At 40.5% G+C, this 21517-nt stretch carries 18 protein-coding genes; 12 read left to right on the forward strand and 6 right to left on the reverse strand.

The genetic code is table 11. The annotated features are described in order from the left end of the window. The first annotated feature begins 51 nt into the window (after positions 1-51). The 6 genes from AK825_RS09475 (at position 52) to AK825_RS09500 (ending at position 6481) form a co-directional block, all read left to right on the forward strand. Positions 52-627, forward strand: a complete 576-nt coding sequence (locus AK825_RS09475; RefSeq protein WP_068036606.1) for a TerD family protein — start codon at positions 52-54, stop codon at positions 625-627. Positions 628-867: 240 nt separating this feature from the next. Continuing rightward, a complete protein-coding gene (locus AK825_RS09480; protein WP_068036609.1) occupies positions 868-1935 on the forward strand; it encodes a DUF475 domain-containing protein in 1068 nt (355 codons plus the stop codon). Between the two features lie 474 nt (positions 1936-2409). After that, a complete protein-coding gene (locus AK825_RS09485; RefSeq protein WP_068036612.1) occupies positions 2410-2985 on the forward strand; it encodes a TerD family protein in 576 nt (191 codons plus the stop codon). Between the two features lie 193 nt (positions 2986-3178). Then, complete coding sequence (locus AK825_RS09490) at positions 3179-3931, forward strand: TIGR00266 family protein (RefSeq protein ID WP_068036615.1); 753 nt, start codon at positions 3179-3181, stop codon at positions 3929-3931. A 153-nt stretch (positions 3932-4084) separates the two neighbouring features. Further along, positions 4085-4693, forward strand: coding sequence for a TerD family protein (locus AK825_RS09495; protein ID WP_068036617.1), 609 nt, complete (start codon positions 4085-4087; stop codon positions 4691-4693). 354 nt (positions 4694-5047) lie between these two features. Continuing rightward, a complete protein-coding gene (locus AK825_RS09500; RefSeq protein WP_068036620.1) occupies positions 5048-6481 on the forward strand; it encodes a Na+/H+ antiporter NhaC family protein in 1434 nt (477 codons plus the stop codon). A gap of 71 nt (positions 6482-6552) precedes the next feature. Here AK825_RS09500 and AK825_RS09505 read toward each other — a convergent pair whose 3' ends face one another. The 3 genes from AK825_RS09505 to AK825_RS09515 form a co-directional block, all read right to left on the reverse strand. Further along, positions 6553-7290, reverse strand: a complete 738-nt coding sequence (locus AK825_RS09505) for a LytTR family DNA-binding domain-containing protein (RefSeq protein WP_068036622.1) — start codon at positions 7288-7290, stop codon at positions 6553-6555. A gap of 12 nt (positions 7291-7302) precedes the next feature. Continuing rightward, the gene (locus AK825_RS09510) at positions 7303-9051 is read right to left on the reverse strand and encodes a LytS/YhcK type 5TM receptor domain-containing protein (protein WP_082787225.1); all 1749 of its coding nucleotides are present in this window, start codon (positions 9049-9051) and stop codon (positions 7303-7305) included. Between the two features lie 123 nt (positions 9052-9174). After that, positions 9175-10479 (reverse strand): TerD family protein, encoded by a 1305-nt coding sequence (locus AK825_RS09515; protein ID WP_068036624.1) that lies wholly within the window; start codon positions 10477-10479, stop codon positions 9175-9177. A 271-nt stretch (positions 10480-10750) separates the two neighbouring features. On the opposite strand from AK825_RS09515, the gene AK825_RS09520 reads away from it, so the two are divergent. Next, a complete protein-coding gene (locus AK825_RS09520; RefSeq protein ID WP_068039282.1) occupies positions 10751-11878 on the forward strand; it encodes an ATP-grasp domain-containing protein in 1128 nt (375 codons plus the stop codon). Between the two features lie 168 nt (positions 11879-12046). Here AK825_RS09520 and AK825_RS09525 read toward each other — a convergent pair whose 3' ends face one another. Both AK825_RS09525 and AK825_RS09530 read right to left on the reverse strand, forming a co-directional pair. Next, entirely contained in the window at positions 12047-12787 is a 741-nt protein-coding gene (locus AK825_RS09525) for an MHYT domain-containing protein (RefSeq protein WP_068036631.1), read from the reverse strand. Positions 12788-12912: 125 nt separating this feature from the next. Further along, positions 12913-13617 (reverse strand): hypothetical protein, encoded by a 705-nt coding sequence (locus AK825_RS09530; RefSeq protein ID WP_068036634.1) that lies wholly within the window; start codon positions 13615-13617, stop codon positions 12913-12915. 1045 nt (positions 13618-14662) lie between these two features. On the opposite strand from AK825_RS09530, the gene AK825_RS09535 reads away from it, so the two are divergent. The 4 genes from AK825_RS09535 to AK825_RS09550 all read left to right on the forward strand — a co-directional run bounded on the left by AK825_RS09535 (position 14663) and on the right by AK825_RS09550 (position 19226). Further along, positions 14663-15922 (forward strand): phosphoribosyltransferase domain-containing protein, encoded by a 1260-nt coding sequence (locus AK825_RS09535; RefSeq protein WP_068036640.1) that lies wholly within the window; start codon positions 14663-14665, stop codon positions 15920-15922. A gap of 54 nt (positions 15923-15976) precedes the next feature. Continuing rightward, positions 15977-16795 (forward strand): HAD hydrolase family protein, encoded by an 819-nt coding sequence (locus AK825_RS09540; protein ID WP_068036641.1) that lies wholly within the window; start codon positions 15977-15979, stop codon positions 16793-16795. A 78-nt stretch (positions 16796-16873) separates the two neighbouring features. Beyond that, the gene (locus tag AK825_RS09545; RefSeq protein ID WP_068036644.1) at positions 16874-18079 is read left to right on the forward strand and encodes a cysteine protease StiP domain-containing protein; all 1206 of its coding nucleotides are present in this window, start codon (positions 16874-16876) and stop codon (positions 18077-18079) included. Positions 18080-18146: 67 nt separating this feature from the next. Beyond that, complete coding sequence (locus AK825_RS09550) at positions 18147-19226, forward strand: HpcH/HpaI aldolase/citrate lyase family protein (RefSeq protein ID WP_068036648.1); 1080 nt, start codon at positions 18147-18149, stop codon at positions 19224-19226. Positions 19227-19460: 234 nt separating this feature from the next. Here the strand turns inward: AK825_RS09550 and AK825_RS09555 are convergent, their stop codons facing one another. Then, positions 19461-20273, reverse strand: a complete 813-nt coding sequence (locus AK825_RS09555; protein ID WP_068036651.1) for an alpha/beta fold hydrolase — start codon at positions 20271-20273, stop codon at positions 19461-19463. A 371-nt stretch (positions 20274-20644) separates the two neighbouring features. Between AK825_RS09555 and AK825_RS09560 the strand changes: the two genes are divergently transcribed. Then, positions 20645-21442: an enoyl-CoA hydratase-related protein gene (locus AK825_RS09560; RefSeq protein ID WP_068036656.1), complete on the forward strand. Its 798-nt coding sequence runs from the start codon at positions 20645-20647 to the stop codon at positions 21440-21442. Positions 21443-21517: the final 75 nt, after the last annotated feature.

Consider the following 21517-nt stretch of genomic DNA (forward strand, 5'->3'; position numbering starts at 1 on the left):
CTTTAATTTACCCTAATAACCTTAATTTAACCTAATAACAAGGACAATCCCATGGCTTTATCACTTAATAAAGGCGGTAACTTATCGCTAACCAAAACTGACCCAAATTTAACCAAACTGCTTATCGGTCTTGGTTGGGATGAGCGCGCAACTTCTGGCGCTGAGTTCGATCTTGATGCCAGTGTCTTTTTGCTAAGCACGGCTGGCAAAGTACGCGGTGATCATGACTTTATCTTTTATAACCAGCTTAAGTCTGACAATGGCGCGGTTGAGCATACTGGTGATAACCGTACTGGCGAAGGCGATGGTGATGATGAACTCGTCAAAGTAAACCTGACCCAAGTACCTGCTGACGTTGATAAAATCGTCGTAACCGTTACTATTCATGATGCTGCTGCTCGTAGTCAAAACTTTGGCCAAGTAGCGAACGCTTTTATCCGTGTGGTTAACGAAGATACGGGTACTGAAGTCGTACGTTTTGATTTAGCAGAAGACTATTCTGTTGAGACTGCCATGGTATTTGGCGAAGTTTATCGCCATAACGGTGAGTGGAAATTCCGTGCCGTTGGTCAAGGCTACTCAGGTGGCTTACAAGCGATGTGCCAGCAATATGGTGTTGATATCTAAGTTAGTACTTAAACTGATATTAGAATAGTTATCACATCCAAAATATGAAGTAGCTACTTATCAGCTATCAATATTTAATATAGTTGCGAAACAGTCACAATTATTGTTAGCCAAACGACTAGTAATGCTTTATGTTTCGTTTAAAATTATGCATAAAAAGTGGTTAGCAATAGCCGCTTTTTTGTGGTTAGTGTCTATAATAGGCCGACCTTAGCTTTACGCAACCAGACAGGATGTGTCATGAGACATTTTTATTTAGACTTTATCTTCACGGCCATTGCCTTAGCGGTAGCGGCGTGGTGGGGATATTCACATGGCGGTATGGGCGGCTTGATTGCCACCCTATCTATTACTGCTATTTTGGCCGTCATGGAGATTTCATTATCATTTGATAATGCGGTGGTCAACGCCTCAGTCCTTAAAGGCTGGGACGAATTTTGGAAAAAGATTTTCTTAACCGTTGGTATTTTAATCGCGGTATTTGGTATGCGCTTGGTCTTCCCTATTGTCATCGTCGCGGTTACCGCTGATCTTGGCATGATGGAAGTGATCAACTTAGCCTTGTATAATCCTGAAGAATACTCAGCAAGATTAATGGCACATCATGCTGAAATCTCAGCATTTGGTGGTATTTTCTTATTGTTGGTCTTCTTAAACTTCGTATTCGATGATAAAGACGTGCACTGGTTTGAGTGGCTTGAGAGTCGCTTGGCTAAACTCGGCAAAGTCGATGCTATGAGCGTATTCGTCGCCCTTATAGTCTTAATGATTGCCGTAACATGGGCCAGTGCAGAGCAAGCTTCTGCGGTATTAATCGCTGGTGTTTGGGGTATCCTAGTTTACCTTGGCGTACAGGTTATATCTGGTATGCTTGAGGGTGATCTTGAAGAAGATTTAGAAAACGAAGAAAGTGGCTCAGGCGCAGCGGCGACTAGCGCTATTATGAAAGGTGGTATTATCGGTTTCTTATACTTAGAAGTCCTTGATGCCTCGTTCAGTTTCGATGGTGTTATTGGTGCATTTGCTATTACCAATGACGTTATTGTCATTATGCTAGGCCTTGCTATTGGTGCGATGTTCGTGCGTTCTATGACCATCTTCTTAGTAGACAAAGGCACGCTTGATGAGTTTATCTACCTTGAGCATGGTGCACATTATGCTATCGGTGCATTAGCAATTATCATGCTACTATCGGTGAAATTCCATGTGCCAGAGATTATTACTGGTCTTATTGGTATTGCCTTTATTGGCTGGGCATTGCTTGCCTCACTTAAGTACCGTAAGGAAGAAGCGAAATCTATCACTTGAGGTTAGTTGGACATTAAATATAACTCCACTTAATTTAAATTGATATCGAACTAACAACAGGCTATACCAATACGTTTGGTATAGCCTGTTTTCGTTTTTGGGTAAACTTTTAATATTTCTTACATTAATACTCTTATAAAATTATTTGTCATTTTATTATGATGTTTTCTACGCAATTTGCGACTATTGATGAATTTACTTTTTGATAACAATGTCTTAACGACTATTGCTGGGATTGTTAAAAAGTATCAGAGATGCATGATTATTATGTCCCTTAGTAAGCATATGGTAAGCTCACAAAATTCGCCTTGCTTAGTGGGCAAACGCTTAGTATAGTAAAACGTAATGATATGCAGGACGTGGCGTGCAGGTAAATATACTTACTGTTTGCTCTTACGGATAAATTACTGCATTATTTTTAGCTCATTTGTTCAAAACCCAATCCACTCAATTATTAATCTAAAGGATATTTATATGGCTATTAGCTTAACGAAAGGCGGCAACGTAAACTTATCAAAAGAAGCACCAGGTTTAACCAATATTACTGTTGGTCTTGGCTGGGATCCACGCGCTACTGACGGTCAAGAATTTGACTTAGACGCTATCGGCTTTTTGGTTAATGAAGCAGGCAAAGTCCGTAACGACCAAGATTTTATCTTCTTTAACAACTTAAAGTCAGACAATGGCGCAGTTGAGCATACTGGTGATAACCGTACCGGTGAAGGCGATGGCGATGATGAAAAAATCAAAATCAACCTTGCTAGCATTCCTTCTGATGTCAGCAAAGTAGCTATCTGCGCTATCATTTATGAAGGTCAAAACCGTAATCAAAACTTCGGTCAAGTGGCTGAAGCTTATATTCGTGTTGTAAACGACAATGGCGATTCTGAAATCGCACGCTACGACCTATCAGAAGATGGTAGTACTGAAACTGCGATGATCTTCGGTGAATTGTATCGTCACAGTGGCGATTGGAAATTCCGTGCTGTTGGTCAAGGCTTCAGTGGTGGTCTTGGACCATTAGCAGCCTCTTATGGCGTAAATGTTTAGTTTTTGACTCTAATCGTTTATAAGTACAAGAGTTCAGTCGGATAGCTGATTGCACTCTATATAAGCTATCAAGTGTGTTAAAAGCACTTGATAGCTTTAAAAGTAAATGGACCTTGAAAAATTTTATTTAAAGACTAGTGTTTGAAAATAAATCTTAAGATAAACCAAGAACTAGAATAAGGATTTGCTACCCATGACTGCCACGTTTAGCCTAATCGGTACCATTGAGCCATTTTTGCATTGCAACCTTAAAAAAGGCGATTCGATTTATTGCGAAGCTAATGCAATGGTGATGATGGAATCCAATCTTGAGCTTAAAGGTAAGTTGCAAGGCGGCTTGGTGCAGTCATTAATGCGCCGTTTCGCTAATGATGAATCACTTTTTCAGCAGCAGATTGAAGCGGTCAATGGTGAGGGCGATTGTTTGCTTGCGCCTACCCTAGACGGTGATATGCAAATTATTGATGTTGGCAAGCAGCAATACACGTTGAGTGACGGTGCTTTTGTTGCCGCACAAACTGGCGTGGATATCAGAGCGAACATCCAGCGCAACCTTGGCGGAGCTGTATTCGGTGACACTGGTGGCTTTATGGTTATGCAAACCCAAGGGCAAGGTCAGGTCGTGGTATCAGGTTTCGGCTCGCTATTTGAGATTGACGTAACTCCAGATAAAGACGTTATCATCGATAACGGTCATGTCGTCTGCTGGGATTCAAACCTAGATTATAAGCTGTCGGTCTCTACCAGTAAGAAAAAAGGCATCATGAGTAACATTATCAATTCGGTCACCAGTGGTGAAGGTATGGTTTTGAACTTCTCAGGTACGGGTAAGGTCATTATCTGCTCACGCAATCGGGACAGCTATCAAGGTTGGTTACAGAGTATCCTAGGTACTAGCTCAGGGGGTCGCGGCGGTAGTGGTGGCTTTCTAGACAATATCTTATAACTAAATTTTTAAACTATTCCACTCACAATTATTATAATACCATTCACAAAAATTAGAGTAGCGAGGAAAACGAGTGCAAGTACTACGTCTTGTAGACTAAGCAAGTTTGACACAGCTAATCATGTTTTTTGGAGTTGGTATAAGGATCTTATCATGGCAGTTAGTTTACAAAAGGGTCAAAAAATATCCCTAAGCAAAGAAGCTGGTGGCAACCTTACCCAAGTGAAGCTAGGTCTTGGTTGGGATGTTGCACAAGGACCTCAAGACAAAAAAGGCGGCTTCTTAGGTAAGTTGTTTGGCGGCGGCACTGGCGGCGACTCTATCGACTTAGATGCTTCATGCATTATGTTTGATAGCAATAAACAGCCCGTCGATGCTATTTGGTTCAGTCAGCTTAAATCAAAAGATGGCAGTATCGTTCATACTGGTGATAACCGCACTGGCGATGGTGACGGTGATGATGAAGTAATCAACGTTGATCTCTCAAAAGTACCTGCTGATGTGGTGTCATTGGTCTTTACCGTTAATAGCTTTACTGGACAGACGTTTGAAACAGTAGAGAATGCATTTTGCCGTATCGTCAATGCTGATAATAACTCAGAAGTAGCACGCTACAACCTATCTGCACAAGGTAGTCATACGGCAATGGTTATGGCAAAAGTATATCGCCACAACGATGAATGGAAGATGCATGCTATTGGCGAAACCGCTTCTGGTCGCACGTTCCATGATTTGATGCCTGCTATTACACCGCATGCATAAATAGATCGCTATTATAGTAGCGTATAGAATGTCAAAAAAGCCCAGTTATTTATAATAGCTGGGCTTTTTAATTTGCAAATTATTAATATTAAATTAAAGCTCTTTGATTATTTCTCTCTACTTCCTCTTTCTACCACACTTATCAGCTAAAACTTAAATAGGAGGTTTTATCACTCTCCTGATAACTTCTAAATAGTATAGAAGTGTGCAACTCGTTACTCATAATGTACAACTGGTCGCCTATATGCTCATCTCGTACGTCTCACGACACTATAAGCCGTTTCTATATTACAGTTTAGTTTCTATTGAAAAATATATCACATTCTCTAAAACGGATTATTTGGAGTAAACGGCATGTCAAAGAGCAAAATTGATAATACAGATTTAGTGAGTACGCAAAAGAAAAAATTTGAGATGCCGCATATTTACGTCATATTATTTGTATTTAGTGCTATTGCAGCTATTCTTACGCACTTTGTACCCTCTGGCAAATACGACCGAGTTCTTGGGCCAGAAGGTAGAACAACCATTGATGCCACGTCCTACCATCTTATAGAGCAAACTCCAGTTGGTGTCACCGAATTTCTAACTGCGGTGCCTAGAGGTCTTATCGATGCAGGTGAAGTCGTGTTCTTCACATTTATTATCGGTGGTATGTTTATGGTACTTAGAAGAACAGGAATTATCGAAGTTGCTGTTGATAAGCTAGCTCGAAAATTTGCAAATAACGGCTTGCTATTAATAGCAGTACTAACAACAACATTTGCTTTTATTGCCACATTAATTGGTACACCGGAATTATCATTAGTATATATTCCAGTCATTATGCCCTTAATTATTGCCTTAGGATACGACTCGGTAACGGCTGCTGCAATTGCACTATGTGGAACTGGTGCTGGTTTTAGCGCCGGTGTGCTCAATCCAATCAATACGGGGCTTGGACAAAAGTTGTCTGGACTACCAGTGTTCTCAGGAATGGGATTACGTTCAATCGTATTCGTTTTAGCAGTCACTACAGTTATTTTCTTTATTATAAGATATGCAAAGAAAGTTAAAAACAATCCATCCAAAAGTTACGTCTATGAAGAGGACAGTGAAAAGAGAATAGAGTTTAATCAAATTGTCGGCGGTACTGCTCTTACCATGTCATTTCGTCAAAAGCTAGCTGCATACGCAATGCTTATTCTATCCGTAGTACTAGTATACGGAGTACTTAAGCAGGGTTGGTTCATGGTAGAGATGTCCGGACTATTTGTCATCATGGGCATCGTAGTTGGAATGATTGCTGGTCTTAAGCTTACTGAAATATGTGATGGGTTTAACCAAGGCTTTAAAGATGTATTAATGGGAGCATTCATTGTTGGCTTAGCTCGTGCAGTTGCTGTAGTCTTAGAAGATGGCAATGTTATGGACACAATTGTACATTCTTTAGGCGTATTAGTTGGAGATCTACCTCCTGAGCTTGCAGCTGTTGGCATGTACTTTGTTCAAACAGCAATTAATTTTGTGATCTCTTCTGGTAGTGGACAAGCCCTTGTTACTATGCCTATTATGGCGCCACTTGCTGACCTTGTAGGTGTAACTAGACAGACTGCAGTTCTAGCCTATCAACTTGGTGATGGCTTTACTCATGTTCTTTTCCCAACTAGTGGATATTTTATGGCAGCATTAGTTATCGCTGGTGTTCCTTATCAAAAGTGGTTACGCTTTTTCTTACCTATTTTTGCAGTTTGGGCCATGATTGCCATTGGCGCGCTAATTATCGCTCAGATTATTGGTTGGTCATAACTGATAATGAGATAATCTCATTCACAAATAAGAGGGATAGAGGTTTCCTACATCTATCCCTCTTATTCATATTATAATCCAAGCGCTTTTTTGATTGCTTTAACGTACGAGCGACTTACCGAGATTTTAGAGCCATTTTTTAGTACAATTAAATAAGTTCGATTGAACCAAGGCTCTAAAACTGCTATTTGTTTGATATTAACGATATAGCCTCTATGCACTTGGATAAAATTATTACCAAGTTTTTCCTTCATTTTATAAAGTAAGGTATCTGTTAGGTATTTTTTTTCTAGGGTTTGAATATAAGCTTGACGATTTTCAGTACCAATATATAGAATATCTTTAGTATCGATGACAATGATTCGATCATTTTCTTTTACTGTAATGCTATGTTTTTTCTCTTTATTTATTGAGGGTACGAGTTCAACATTATTCTCTAAATGAGACGTACTATTCAAGTTTGCTAACTTGTCCACCGCTTTTAGTAGCCTGACTTTATCAATGGGCTTAACGATATAATCTATAGCATCAAGCTCAAAGGCGTCTAATGCGTACTCACCATAAGCAGTTACGAATACAACCATAGGACGTTTTTTCATATTGTTAAATTGCTTTGCAAGATCAAGGCCGTTACCATTTTCAAGTTCTATATCCAAAAACACAGCGTCGGGTTGCTTCTCATTAATATCCCATAACGCCTGATGCGTGTCTTCTGCCTCACCGATCACTTTTATCTTCCCTGTATCATGTAGAAGATAAATCAGCTCTTGCCTAGCTAATATCTCATCCTCAATAACATACACATTCATCCGCATTCTTCCCTAATCTTTAGCTGGCAATATAATTGAAACACAAGTTCCTATACCAATATCACTATCTACACTAAAGCGGACCTCTTGATTATACAATGCTGTCAGTCGTTCTTTTATATTAAAAAGTGCAGTACCACTTCCATCTTTAGACGAGGTTACAACACGCTCACCTAAATCCACTATTCGGTTTGATTCAATACCAACGCCATTGTCAGATACTTTGATTGAAATTAAGATCTCTGATACTTTTTTAATTTCAATACAAACCGCACCTTTTACTTGTAACCTTTTAAATCCACCATGCTTTATCGCGTTTTCAACTAAGGGTTGAATGATAAATGGAGGAATAAGATAATCCATTAAATCAGAATCTATCTCTATACGCATCGCAAACTTGTCTGGAAAGCGAGCTTGCTCAATAGCTAAATAGGCCTGTACATTATCCATTTCTTTATGGATAGGGACCAAAAAATCGCCAATACCTGTCAAATTATTTCGTAAATAAGTTGATAAATGTACTAATAGATTTCGCGCCAGCATTGGATCAATTCTACATAAAGCGACGATAGTATTAAGAGCATTAAATAAAAAATGCGGTTGCAGTTGGGATTGTAGTGATTCGATTTTTGCACTTTGTAGTAGTTGGTTATGACGCTCAATCTCACCAAGCTCTAACTGATTTGAGAACAGCTTCCCTAATCCTTCGATCAACTCTTTTTCGACGGAAGTAATGTGTGCTGAGCTTCTATAGTAGAAGCTAAGGGTACCAATTACCTTATTTTTTACGCAAAATGGGACTACCACAGAAGCTCTACTATTAGGTTTATTCGAAAACAGCCATTTTGACTTTGATTCATTTAATACGGATTTGCCCGTTGCTAAAACTAACTTACGCGAAATCAAATCTTCTTTATCATTTCTCTTTTGATTGGTTACTTCTCCAGTATAAGCCAGTTCACGTAACCCTCTAGTAATCGCTACATGCTCTACAGCAGTTAATTTTTTAATAATTTCTGTACTTTTTTTAGCCGAGTTTTCATTCAAACCCGATCGAAATAAGGAAAAGGTTTGATCAGCAATTGAGAATGTTTTGACCGTTTGATTTGCTCTCGTTCGCTCTTCTTCTTGTATGGCATTATAAAAAATCATCGCACAAATCCATATACCAATACTATTTATAATGATAATTGGGGGACCTGTAAAACTAATTAATGTAAGAGCAGCAGTATGATCGGCAGTTAAGACTGGAATGACTAAAATTTGAATGGTTAAAATAACAATACTAATAAAAAACATATATTTGGGCTTGATTAAACCTACTCCGCGCCACTTATATCCAAACCATCCTGCAAGGCAACCGCCTAAAATAGATACCCAAAAAGTAGCGCTGCTGATAAAGCCACCCATTAGTAAGCGATGAGCTCCTGCAATTAGAGAGGCTCCTACACCAACTATCGGACCTGCAAAAAATCCACCGATAATGATGCCAATATTTCGTGTGTCCACTACTGCATTGTTTGATTGAAGAGTAGGGTTCCATAAATCAGATATAATGGTATGGTTCCCTGGTTCTACAACAAGGGCCGTATAATTACCAATTACTCCAAACATACCGAATATCATGGTTAAGAAAAATAAGTCAACTATTCCAACTCGGTGGTAAATCATTTTTCTAAAGATAGATAGTCTAGTTATCAAAAAAGCAATAGTGATAATAAGGGTCATTCTTGATAGCATTTGTGTCAGTATTTCCCACATCGAACTCTCTCATTTCTATAGTGGATATAAACCTTTTAGCACATAAGAATCAACCTAATAATTACCATCAGATTTTTCACTAGACCGCAATCATAACTGGTATGTCAAGTAAAGCTGAAGCGCCTACTTGCGCCCACGCTTCCAACTAAATCCCCAGTTAAAGGCTTTGTCCATTTCTTGATGGCCTTTAAAATATTGGTTAATACGCTCAACATTGATACTACCTTGCTGGTTGACCAAACGTGCAATACCGCACATCGGCAAATTGCCTGTCCCTTCCGTTAATCGTGTTTCGATGGGTGGCTGATCTGGCACATGAATGGTCACTACCCCATCCGTTTGCGCCCAGTTCGGTGCACCTTCGTAGATAAAAGCAAAGATGAATACTTCCTCAATCTGTGACCACTGTTGACCATTAATATCAAGCCACTCACCGCCGCTGACTTGTCCGGTTCTATCATCAGCACGTAACAACACATAAGGCGCTGATTGTAGATTACCGAAGCGATTTCCCAAGGCTTGAATCAGTGTTTTTTCGCCATTTTTCAGATGAATCATTGCACCAACGTCGAGATCAATACCGCCTTTACCATGCTGCTTAAATAAATCGCCTAGCAAGCCTTTTTTAGGCGCTTGCTTGTCAATATTTGGGCGTTGATTCCAGTTTAGGTTGACAGATATTTTGCCAAAGTCATCGCGTTTTTTAAGATTAATACTAGATTGGTTTTTGGTTAAGGTGATTTTGCTTAAATTGATTGAAGGGCTAGTGGAGCTTGTAGGAATCGGTGGTGGTGTACTTGCTTTATTTGCAGAACTGCCTGCTTTTTGCGTGTTAATAGGTCTTTGGGTATTGATAGGTTGTGACTGACCCTGTGACTGGTTCTGACCTTGACTTTGAGCTTGGGACTGAGCCGGCGCTTCATCCGCAATCTCAATACCGAAATGCTCAGACAACGGTTTAAGACCACCTTCAAAACCTTGAGCGATAAAGCGAAACTTCCAGCTACCTTGCCGACGATAACATTCAGCTAAGATAATGGCTTTTTCATTACGTCCAGTGCTACTAAGTTGGCAAGTCATCAATATTTGGCTGCCTTGTAGCACTTGAATATCTACATCGCCGACTTGAGCAAGCGTCTGCGCGCTAGAAAACGCAAGGGCAATCTTCTCAATACTCGCGGGCTGCACAGGCAAGTTGATATCAAAAAACCCATCGCTATCATGACCTCGGAAACTCACGCTACCATCATCGCTACGCGTCTGTCCATAAAATATCATGTCACCATCGCCGCGTACTTTACCTTCACTTGTTAGGCGATAAGCGGCACAATCGATAGCATTTTGGCTTAAAATTCTGATACTAATATTATCAGTTGGTAGTGGTGCATTAGCACCTGCAACCAGTTTTTGAGGTTGGGCTTGACTCATAATATGTCCTTTGAATTACTTATTATCTCGTTTTGTTTATTGTATTAACTATCGTCATATAGTAGCACGGATATTACTAGAGTTTTAATAAGCAAACTCGCTAAGTAAATAGTCAACAAACCGCCTTACAAATCCTTGATACTATTTCATCAGGAGCATTTATAACTGCTGGCAGTTGTATATAATGGAGCATACGCTAAGCAACCACTCTTTGATAATTATCTCGATTTATCTAACTACCTATAAAATTTATTATAACGCTGAGAGAACTATGGATAACCCTGAAAACACCAATCATAATACAACAGTAGCCGCTTGGTTAGCTGAAGGTCAATCCAGCCAGCGTGATATGTTAGCAAGCTTGCAATCCCTAAAAACCAGATCTGATACGCCATTTAATATCATTGCGTCCCATCGCCAAAATAGACCTGAGATTTTTGAATTTGCTGATAGTTTTTACCTTGAGCCATCTTTAAATCCCTTAGATGATAATGAGCAACCGATACCCGAAGCTATTATTCCACGCTGGCAATTTGTACTGGAACAAGCCAAGCAGCATAACGTGAAAGTGCTACTTACGGGTCGCAATGGTATCGACTACGAGGCGCAGCGCGAAGCATTTAGTGCGGCTGGTATTCGTCTATTGACAGGGGCAACTAGCGTAGCAGCATTAGAATCAATCGATGACAAGTTTGCCTTTATGCAGCATTGCCACTTGCATAATATTCCAGTTGCAGATGCGTGGCGTTTTGATAATACTGCTGAACTTGACGCTTTACTTGCCGAACATGGTCATCAACCCTTATGCGTTAAGCCTGTTACCGGTATATTTGCACAAGGATTTTGGCGACTTGATTCAGGTAAAGAAGAGGATGAGACCTACGATAGCTTTGAGCATCTGTACTTTACCGAAGAGAAGAAGATTAATACCGACCAGTTTTTGAATGCCTATACTAATAGCCAAATGATACACGAACGTCCTATTCCAATGCTGTTGATGCCTTACTTATCAGGGCAAGAGTATTCTATCGATGTTGTGTGCGAATATGGTGAAGTCTTAGCAGCAATCACTCGCCATAAAACCGGTAAAATCCAGCACATCGGCTATGAGCGGTCAGTTATGGATGTCGTCATTCCATTGATTAAAGTTTTTGGCTGCGATGGTATCGTCAGTGTACAGACTAAGGCAGATGATGCTGGCCAGCAGCGCGTCCTTGAGATTAACAGTCGCCCATCAGGTGGTATTGGCTATACGACTCACAGCGGTGTAGACTTAACGCAAGTAGGATTTTCCTATTGGTTAGGCTTAACCAAAAAACCTGATTTAGATGATATCATCCAGAAGATTACACCTTGTCAAGTACGCTCCATTATGACAAGTGTCATGATCGATGATTAGATGATTACTTAAATTATCCTAAAAGTAGTGAGTTACAGCATCTAAAGGACTGAGCAGATTTTTTAAACAGTCAGGCACAAAAAAGGTTTTTAGATATAAATCTAAAAACCTTTTTTTATGGCTCTCTTCACTCAGCTGTAGGAGTGATGATGGCTTATAATTAGATAGTTACTCGCCAAATACTAGAGTTGCTTTCTTAGGTGCGTTATAAGAAGCAGCGGCCCATAGCAAGCTCAGTACAATTACCGAACCTACAAAGATAGTAAGCGATGAAGTAAACGCGCTTGAATTATTATAACCCATAGACATCATTTCACCTGTATGAGTCATCTCCATAGCCGCCATACCAGTATAGTGCATACCGCAAACTGCTATACCCATGATGAACGCGCTACCAAAACGTTGTAGATTTCCACGTAGGTTAAATGCCAACCACAGTGCTGCAATAGCGGCTACGATAGCAATAACAATTGAGGCAATTAAAAGTGTCGTGTTGTACGACATAGTTGCATCCATCTGCATTGAAGCCATACCAGTGTAATGCATCGCTGCAACGCCAAGACCCGTTAGTGTACCGCCGCCTAATAATTTGGCAATGCTTGGTGTACCACGGCCTACGATAATAATTCCAACTGCAACAAATACAATTGCAAGCAACATAGAGACAATTGTCATACCAATGTTATAAGTAACAGGCATCTGCATATCGACTGCCATCATACCAATGTAGTGCATTGACCAAATTGCGCCACCAATAGCAATTGAAGATAGCGCTACCCAAAAATATAGATCTGATCCTGGTTTTGCAGCTGGAACCCGAATAGCAAGGTTTAAACCAACATAAGAACCAAATACTGCAATCGCGTATGAAACAAGCACCAAAAGCATGTCATATTGAACTTCAATCATTTTTCTACCCTTTATATTTAATAAAAACTGAGCATAAGACAACGCTGGTTTGGTTGAACCGAGGTGCTTAATACGTTTACTATTTATTGTTCATAGGAATTGAATTTCCTATGAATGATTACTTTCTATCTAATGTTAAATTCACAAATATTGGTACTACCAGCTCCGCAACTGGTTTCCTCAACGCTCGCTCTCCCTACTGCAGGGTTGGCCGTTAAGAATCCTTCTATATAACCTACAACAAAGTGGCAACCTGAATGATTGGTATTTGATGGACCACAAAATGGACATCTAATTAAAGTGATCACGTTCTCATCTGCTTTCACTTTAGAAAAGTCTTTTAGTGCTGGGACAAGCTCTCGACTAATCGCCGCCGATCTTTTTAATGGGCTACCAAGAGCATAGTCGCGTTGGTAAATACCGCCGCCGACCTTGCGACCCAATTCGTGCAATGCAGTAGCACGCTTATCACTTGCCAAACTTTCTTCGTATTGTTTGACAACATCAACTATATTTGGATACTGAGCTCCGATAGCCGCTAGAATAGCTTTCTCATCTAACGCTTTTTTATTCGGTGCTACCGTTTCTTCGTCTTCAGAAATTTCTAGGTTGAACAATGTACAACCGGCAATAGAAGATAAGTCATCGACTAAATCAGCTTGTGTTTTCGATCCCTGACTTCTGGCAACCACATAAATAATGTTTCCACCATTTTCTGATGGTTCTTGTTTTTGCGATACTAGTTGATAACCTGCTTTAATAAGAGGTGAAATAACGTTGACTAGACGAATGCGTTCAGACGACGTTTCCAATGCGCAAGAAAATTTCAAAGACCACTCCTTTTTCTGAAAATATAGCTAGAATTTTCTAATACCAAGCTATTTAAACAAAGCTGATAATTAAAATAAACCGCATACGATTATTTATAGAATCGTCCCGAATTTATTATACTATTTATTTAACGTTTACAATATGCGTTTAATGATAATATTGTAACTTATATTTTGGATGAATTTTTGTCGCATAAGCGTTATTGGACCACAAATACATACTTCTTACATATCAACTCTATGCTTTTTACCTATTAATTAGCAGTCGTTTATTTATTTCCATAAGTCCAAAAAACAAATAACTTATCGGCAACATAAAACCAGTCAGATACACTAAATTATCGATAATATCAGTGGCTTTAGTAATTTCTTCTTAACGGTTACTTGTATGACAACGAAAAGTAGACTAGAAAACAAAGGTAAAGACCCTAAGTTTAAAAATATAAATTTTGTTTCCTTCTTTATCATTGAGAAACTATAGCAGGATTAATTTCTCAGAAGGATTTCGCCAGCATTATTACTCAAGGTATACACACTAGCAAGTCTTAACGCGATATCGTCCGATAGAGGGTGATATCATCCGATAAATGACATTGAGGTAGTGACACACATGATTAAAGTCAGAATAGGACAGAGATTTTCGTTTAAAGGTCGTAGCTTAAATAGCGTTTTTATTTGACTTAATTTTTGTTGGATAAATTTAGTTGAACTATGGCTGAACTGACTTGTTACCCAGTCTAGCGAAAGTCCAACTATCACGTTATTCATGATCAACGAATATTGCTTTAGGCTTCCTACTGTCGGGAGTCACTACAAGTCTTTTTGTGAGTATGCATAAAATATGCGCTATATGATGAAATTTCAGTTATTATCTGCGCTATTAGCGAACGCTTAAATCGTTTCGGACAACTCGTTTGGTTTGTCATGCATGACAGCTACATCTCTGACTACACTATAATTAAGCAAGCAAAGCCGCAGCACGTTATGGCTGTTGTAATTGATAGAATTTATAACTATACAAGATCAAAAGTATAAAGGAATATTAATGTCAAATAAGCAACACAGCACCACTATTAACTTACCGCGAGGTAATCTTGATCTCACCTATCAAATTAACGATACTTCAGGTAGTAAAGCGACTTATCAACTAGAAGAACTATTAAGCTTTGCGCAACGTATAAACCCCAAACGCGCATTTCTATTCGTCTCAAAAGTCTTAGGTCGTCATATCCCAGTTGCGCCTAGTACCATGCGCAATGCTTTTACTGACTTAGCAAATCTAGTACCTAGCGATTTACCCGGGCCGATTTTGGTCATTGGTATGGCAGAGACTGCTGTTGGGTTATCCGCTGGTGTCCATCAGGCGCTACAAGCGCGCTATCCCAAGGCTTTATTATTAAACTCCACGCGTCATGCGCAACACAATGATGATAATAGTGAAACGTTACTAACGACTTTTAGCGAAGACCACAGTCACGCTAGCCAGCATTTAATTTATCAAAGTGCAGATAAAGCTACGCAAGAGCAATTACTTGCTAGCAAGACGCTTATTATGGTCGATGATGAAGCCTCAACGGGCAATACTTGCGTCAATGTCGTGACTGCCCTACGTAATGCTGGACTCGCACAATTAGAGCAAGTACATCTCACCACTTTGGTTGATTGGTCCCTAAATCAGAATCAGGGTACAGCTGATGCAGACGATACAATATCTACTCGTTTGCCTAATATAGACTTTCATCGTCATCATTTATTGTCTGGTGCATGGCAATGGACGGATGCACCCGACCCTGAACCTATTATCATGCCATCGGTCGATACGACAGAGGCTGGCAGTCAGCCATTAGGCAACACTGGTAATTGGGGACGCTTCCCAACGCTAGATAGCACAGATGGATTTGATAATTATCTGGAGAAGTTTCAAACTGCATTTACGCGTTTTAATGAGCAAGCACAGTTTGATAAAAAGCAATTACCTGAGCGGATTTTGGTATTGGGTAGTAATGAGTTTGTGTGGTTGCCGTTTTTATTGGCGGAATGGCTTGAGCAAACTGCTAGCTTAAATAGTGACAATCAGACAGTTAAATTTAGCGCCTTGACACGCTCACCGATTGCACTTGGTGGTGCGATTACCACCATGCTAAGCTTTAGCGACAATTATGGTCTAGGTATGACCAATTTTGCTTATAACGTTGAGCCAAGCGATTGGGATTTGATTGTGCTTTGTGTAGAAACGGCTTCTGATAGCGTGGATGACATGTGGCAAGGTTTGGATAATGTGTTGGTGGTGAGTCCTACACTTTGAACTATCCTCTAAATCATACTCTGATTTTCAAATCTATTATTTATGGACGCTTTTATGACTACCCCATTCTTCAAGACCAGTCCCGACATTATCAAACCCTACGCGCTAATGGATTTGGACGATACGCTTTTTCAAACCCAACGCAAAATTGATGCATGGGATTTGCCAATGGCTGAGTCTGAAAACTTAGTCTGCGCCACGGTTAATAAAAAAGGCGAGCCGTTAAGTTTTATGAGCCAGCGCCAAGCGTCATTCTTTAATTGGTTGCTTGCTAGCACTGAGTTAATAGTAGTAACCGCGCGCGACCGTAGCGAAATCAAACGTGTAAAGCTACCTTTTGACAGTTGGCAAGTTTTGACTCATGGAGCGATTATTTTAACAGCTGATGGCGAACTATTAAGCGCATGGCAACAGCGTATGTATGAGCAGCTTAGCCCTTTACAAGACAAGCTTCACCAGCTGAGCAAATTATTTGCCAATCATAGTGAAAACGATGACAGTCAATTGGTATTTACACCGCATATTGATAGCTTTAATAATGGTTCTGCTAATGAAGAGCTCACCATTTATCTGGCTATTAAACATGCGCAAAAAAACCATCAAGCGCTAGTAGAATTAGCTGCACAGTTACCTAATCTAATACGTGATTTTGATCAGGATTTCTATGTTCATGTAAATGCAAATAATCTCGCGATACTGCCACATGCGGTTCATAAGCATCATGCAGTAAAGTTTTTATTAGACCATCATTTAGACAGTCAACGTCCGAGTTTTGGCTTTGGTGACAGTCTGGCAGATTTACCTTTTCTGCAACTGCTTGACTGGTATGGTATGCCTAATCATGGTCAACTGCACGACAATCTTAACTCTTAATAATTTTCGGCGATTAACAACTCTCAAATATCAATAATTATAATAACGATAGCAGCTTATACGAGTAAAAAACCTCCTATGACCACTCCCAATATTCAAAAACTCGATAAATACGGCTCAGGCAGTTACCTTGCCAGCGATGTAACAGTGCTACTCGATATCGTTGATAAAGACGCGGTTGCAGACGTGCCGGTTAGCCAAAAAGAAGCGCTTATTCAAAGTGGCCAGCGCCATTATTCAGACATGCTGACCTTAGAGAAAGCACCGTCAGCCATGCATGAGCAATTATACGCGCAGGCATTAGAGCAAGGCACAAATAGAACCGCGACGGATATCGCTAACTTGGCTTATACGCTACACCATACTTTTCAAAACCCTCTAAATGAAAGCACCATTAATGTTAAGCGCCCACTAGTACTAGTTAGCTTAGTACGAGCAGGTTTGCCAGTTGGAGTATTATTACAACGTGCCCTATCAGATAATGAAAGGTCAGATGCCGATAGCGACTACTCTCTGCCCAGTGTGCATTACGGTATTAGCATCATCCGTGATCGTGGCCTTGATCCAGTCGCTTTACAGATGATATTACACGCTTACCCAGACAGCCCCATCGTATTCGTCGATGGTTGGACAGGTAAAGGCGCTATTTATCAAGAGCTTGCTCATAGCTTAGAGCCTTTTAGCAACCCTAGCCATCCAAATTTTGCCAATATTTTTCATCAAGGAAAAGACGCCATCCCGCTACTTACACTCGCTGATCCAGCGGGCGTAGCATGGCTAGCTGCTAGTGAAGAAGACTGGTTGATCCCATCAGGTTTATTAAATAGCACGGTGTCGGGATTGATTTCACGTAGTCTTTATACTGAGCCGCAATCAGGTCTACATCGCAGTGTTTTTTATGATAATTTAGTAGAAGCAGATCATAGCTTAGCGTTTATCGATCATATTGATACAGCACGACGTGCATTAACGATACCTTTGCAACGTTTGCCAACATTTAAGCAGCCGCGCTATCAGACTGCTGATTTAATAGATAAGCTAGCTGCAGACTACAATATCACCAATCGTAACCGTATCAAGCCGACGATTGCAGAGGCGACACGCGCCATATTACGCCGCGATCCCGAGCGCATTCTACTGGCTACTGCCGAGCATCCCGATACCGTGTTATTGCGACATTTATGTGCGCAGCGAGATATTAATATTACTGTGTTAGGTGCTAAAATACTCCCCTATCAAGCCATCACTCTTATCAAGCAACGCACAACAGACAGCCAATCATAAGTAGGATAAGCGTCCAACGCTTTTGTCCCTGCACTATCATTCACTACTATTTACGATAACATCTACTATGTCAGAAAAAACGTCCAGCCTTTATAATTATACTCAGTCTTATGAACACCTGATCACTGAGCGTCATGCTATGATCAAGCCGCATACCCATCACCCTTATCAACTTGGCGCTAGCCTTTATATGCCAGCTACTCGCCAAGACATTTGGCAAGTCATTAAGCGTGACAAATTACCGACGATTAATAGCATTATCATTTGTTTAGAAGACGCGGTTAGCCATAGTGATGTTGAGTTGGCACTCGAGCGCTTGCAGGTACTGCTCCATACGTGGTCGGCACATGTTAATAGTATTAATGAGCCAACCAGACAAGCTAATCTTCAATCAGAGCAGCAATCAAAGCAGCAAAACCAGCAGCCGACGCGACCATTGGTCTTTGTACGTCCACGTAATCCGGCCATGCTACAGCAGCTAGCAGATTTTGCTCACATTGATCTGATTGATGGCTTCGTCATGCCTAAAGTCGATATGTATAGCTTATCCAATTGGCGTATGGCCTGTCAGAATGTAAGTACTGACCAGTTATTGATGCCGACCTTAGAGACTGCAGCCCTATTCAACCCGCATCATAATCAAGAGTTAGCGATTGGCTTTAAAGAAGCCTTTAGTCAGCCAGTCTTTGCCCTACGTATCGGTGGCAATGATCTGTTTGCCGCGCTGCGTTTGCGCCGTCCGAAAGACAGCATTGTCTACGATACTCCGATTGGTACTCTTGCCTATCAGTTACTTGGCTGTTTTGTACCGCATGGTTTTTATCTAAGCGCGCCAGTCTTTGAATATTTAGACCAGCCAACGCTATTTATGCAAGAGCTGACTCGCGATGTGAGCTTAGGTTTGGTCGGAAAAACCGTCATTCATCCAAGTCAGATTGCTTTGGTACAACAAGCTTACTGCGTGCCCCTTAGTATGCTAGATGAGGCGCAAGCGATACTCCATAGTGAAGCGAAAGCTGTATTTAAATATAATAATACGATGTTAGAGCCTGCCACACACCGTGCTTGGGCGCATGAAGTGGTCAATCGTGCAGAAGTGTTTGGTACGATTAACGATGGTAATAGTGACTATAAAGCGCGCTTATAATCAATCCTAAATAAAACTGGCACGCTCTATGCCACAGGCTGCTGGTATTAATTTCCCTTGCGTACTATACCTACGCCGACAGAGACTGCGCGAAACTAATACCAGCAGCACTGTACCTATTTTAAAGTATGTTAACTACATAAAAGACGCAATTGTAAAAGTCATATATTAATTTTGCAAAAAAAGCCGCTATTCAATCAATGATAGCGGCTTTTTTATTCAAACTTTGAAATCCTACACACAGCACTCTAGAAAATTACTCATCACTGTATTTACTTGCTCAGGCTCTTCCATGGTCGCAGTATGACCAGCTCGCTCAATGACAGCAAGCTTCGAGCCTTTAATCGCAAAATGCATCCGCTCAGACTTGGCATATGGCGTCGCTGCATCTTCATCACCGACCACTATCAATGTCGGCGTCGTGATACTTCCCAGCTGATCATAAGTCCCCTTGCGCTCAATGACGCCCATCGTGGCCCTGGACACACCAACCTTATTATTGCCTTGTATCTGTGCCAGCCAATCTTTGCATTCAGATTTGCGCGACTTGTCTGCTAAGAAGCTACTGCCAAACATAATCGGCATAACCTTTTTACTGACTCGCTTCATACCTAGCCAACGAATCGCTGTAATCAATTTGCGATATTGCGGTGCAGACTTAGGATCTTCAGGATCAGATGACGTTTCTAACAATATCAATGAAGACAACAGCTCCGGGCGACTTATAGCGATACGTTGCCCGATAAATCCACCCATCGATAAACCTACAAAATGGCAACTATCAATGTTAAGGGCATCAAGTAGCGCGATAGTATCATCGGCTAAAGTGTCCATATCATAGCCGGACTTAGTAATCTGCGACTGTCCCTGCCCGCGAAAATCAAAAGCGATGCAGCGATACTCATCTTGAAAGTGTGCTACCTGCTTATCATACATTCGTGTACTCCACAGCAGGCCATGGGCGAACACCATTACGGGTTTACTCTGATCATTAGGTGCACTGTCTTCGTAATAAATATTCGCATTGTTGATTTGAATATGAGGCATAGAAACTTCCTTGTCTGATAATTATTTATAAGTAAAAAGCGATTAGCTCGTTTGTGAATGACTTTTTGGTACAAGCGTGAATGCTTTAGCATAAGACATAAGATATTTATTTCAAGTAATGTTTCTAATAATGAATGTAAGCAGCTTTAAACCCGTAAAGACTTCTCACCACCTATTAATTCCTGTCTATAGCTATGCAGAAATACTATCAAGATTAGTATGGCTTAAGCGCCCACAAAACCTGCTTTTATAATCATGACAAGCTGCTATAGTAAGCAGAATTAGCAACAAATACTGAATCATTTATTCGGATCACTTTTCATTCATTATCGATCAATGTTAATCAGCCATTTAAAATAAGGAAATCCAAGATGTCACAATCTCTAGTCGAGTATCACAGCGAAAACCATATTGCCACCATCACTCTAAATGACCCAAAAAGTCTGAATGCCTTTAGCACACCATTAAAGACCAGTGTACTAGAAGCGCTTGAGCAGGCTGAAGCTGATGATAAAGTTAGAGTAATTGTCTTACAAGGTGCAGGCGGCAATTTCTCAAGCGGTGGTGACATTAAAGAGATGCTATCTGAAGGCATAGACAAAGAAGTGATTTCAAATAAACTAAAAGGCATGGTGGAAGGCGCTGGAGAAGTCAGCTTAAAGTTGCGTAAAATCCATAAACCAATTATTGCTAAATTAGAAGGCGCGGTTGCAGGCGCAGGCATGAACTTAGCCTTAACTTGCGATTTTCGTATCACCGCAGATAACGCGAAATTCGTGCAAGCCTTTGTACATATCGGCCTCGTACCTGATGCTGGCGGTGTGTATTTATTAAATCAGTTAATTGGCCCTGCTAAAACCACTGAGCTTGTAATGCTTGGCAATAAAATCAGTGCACAAGACATGGCTGACTTAAACTTGGTCAACCAAGTCGTGTCATCTGAAGATCTTGATGCCGCAGTGTTAAAGCTTGCCTCTCGTCTGAGCGCTCTGCCAGCTAAAGCCTTGTCTAGCATGAAACATATGCTCAATACTCATGCTTACTCAGGCTTGAATGAGGCACTCGATATGGAAGTGCAACAACAAGCAATGCTGGCGAAAACTGATGATTTCATTGAAGGGGTTACAGCGTTCATTGAAAAGCGCAAACCAGTTTATCAAGGTAAGTAATAAACTAGTCAGGCTCGCTTTTGAAATATCATCAAAAAGGCTGCCAAATGGCAGCCTTTTGTCTTGAGTAAAACC

The organism is Psychrobacter sp. P11G5 (assembly GCF_001593305.1).
Lineage (GTDB): Bacteria > Pseudomonadota > Gammaproteobacteria > Pseudomonadales > Moraxellaceae > Psychrobacter.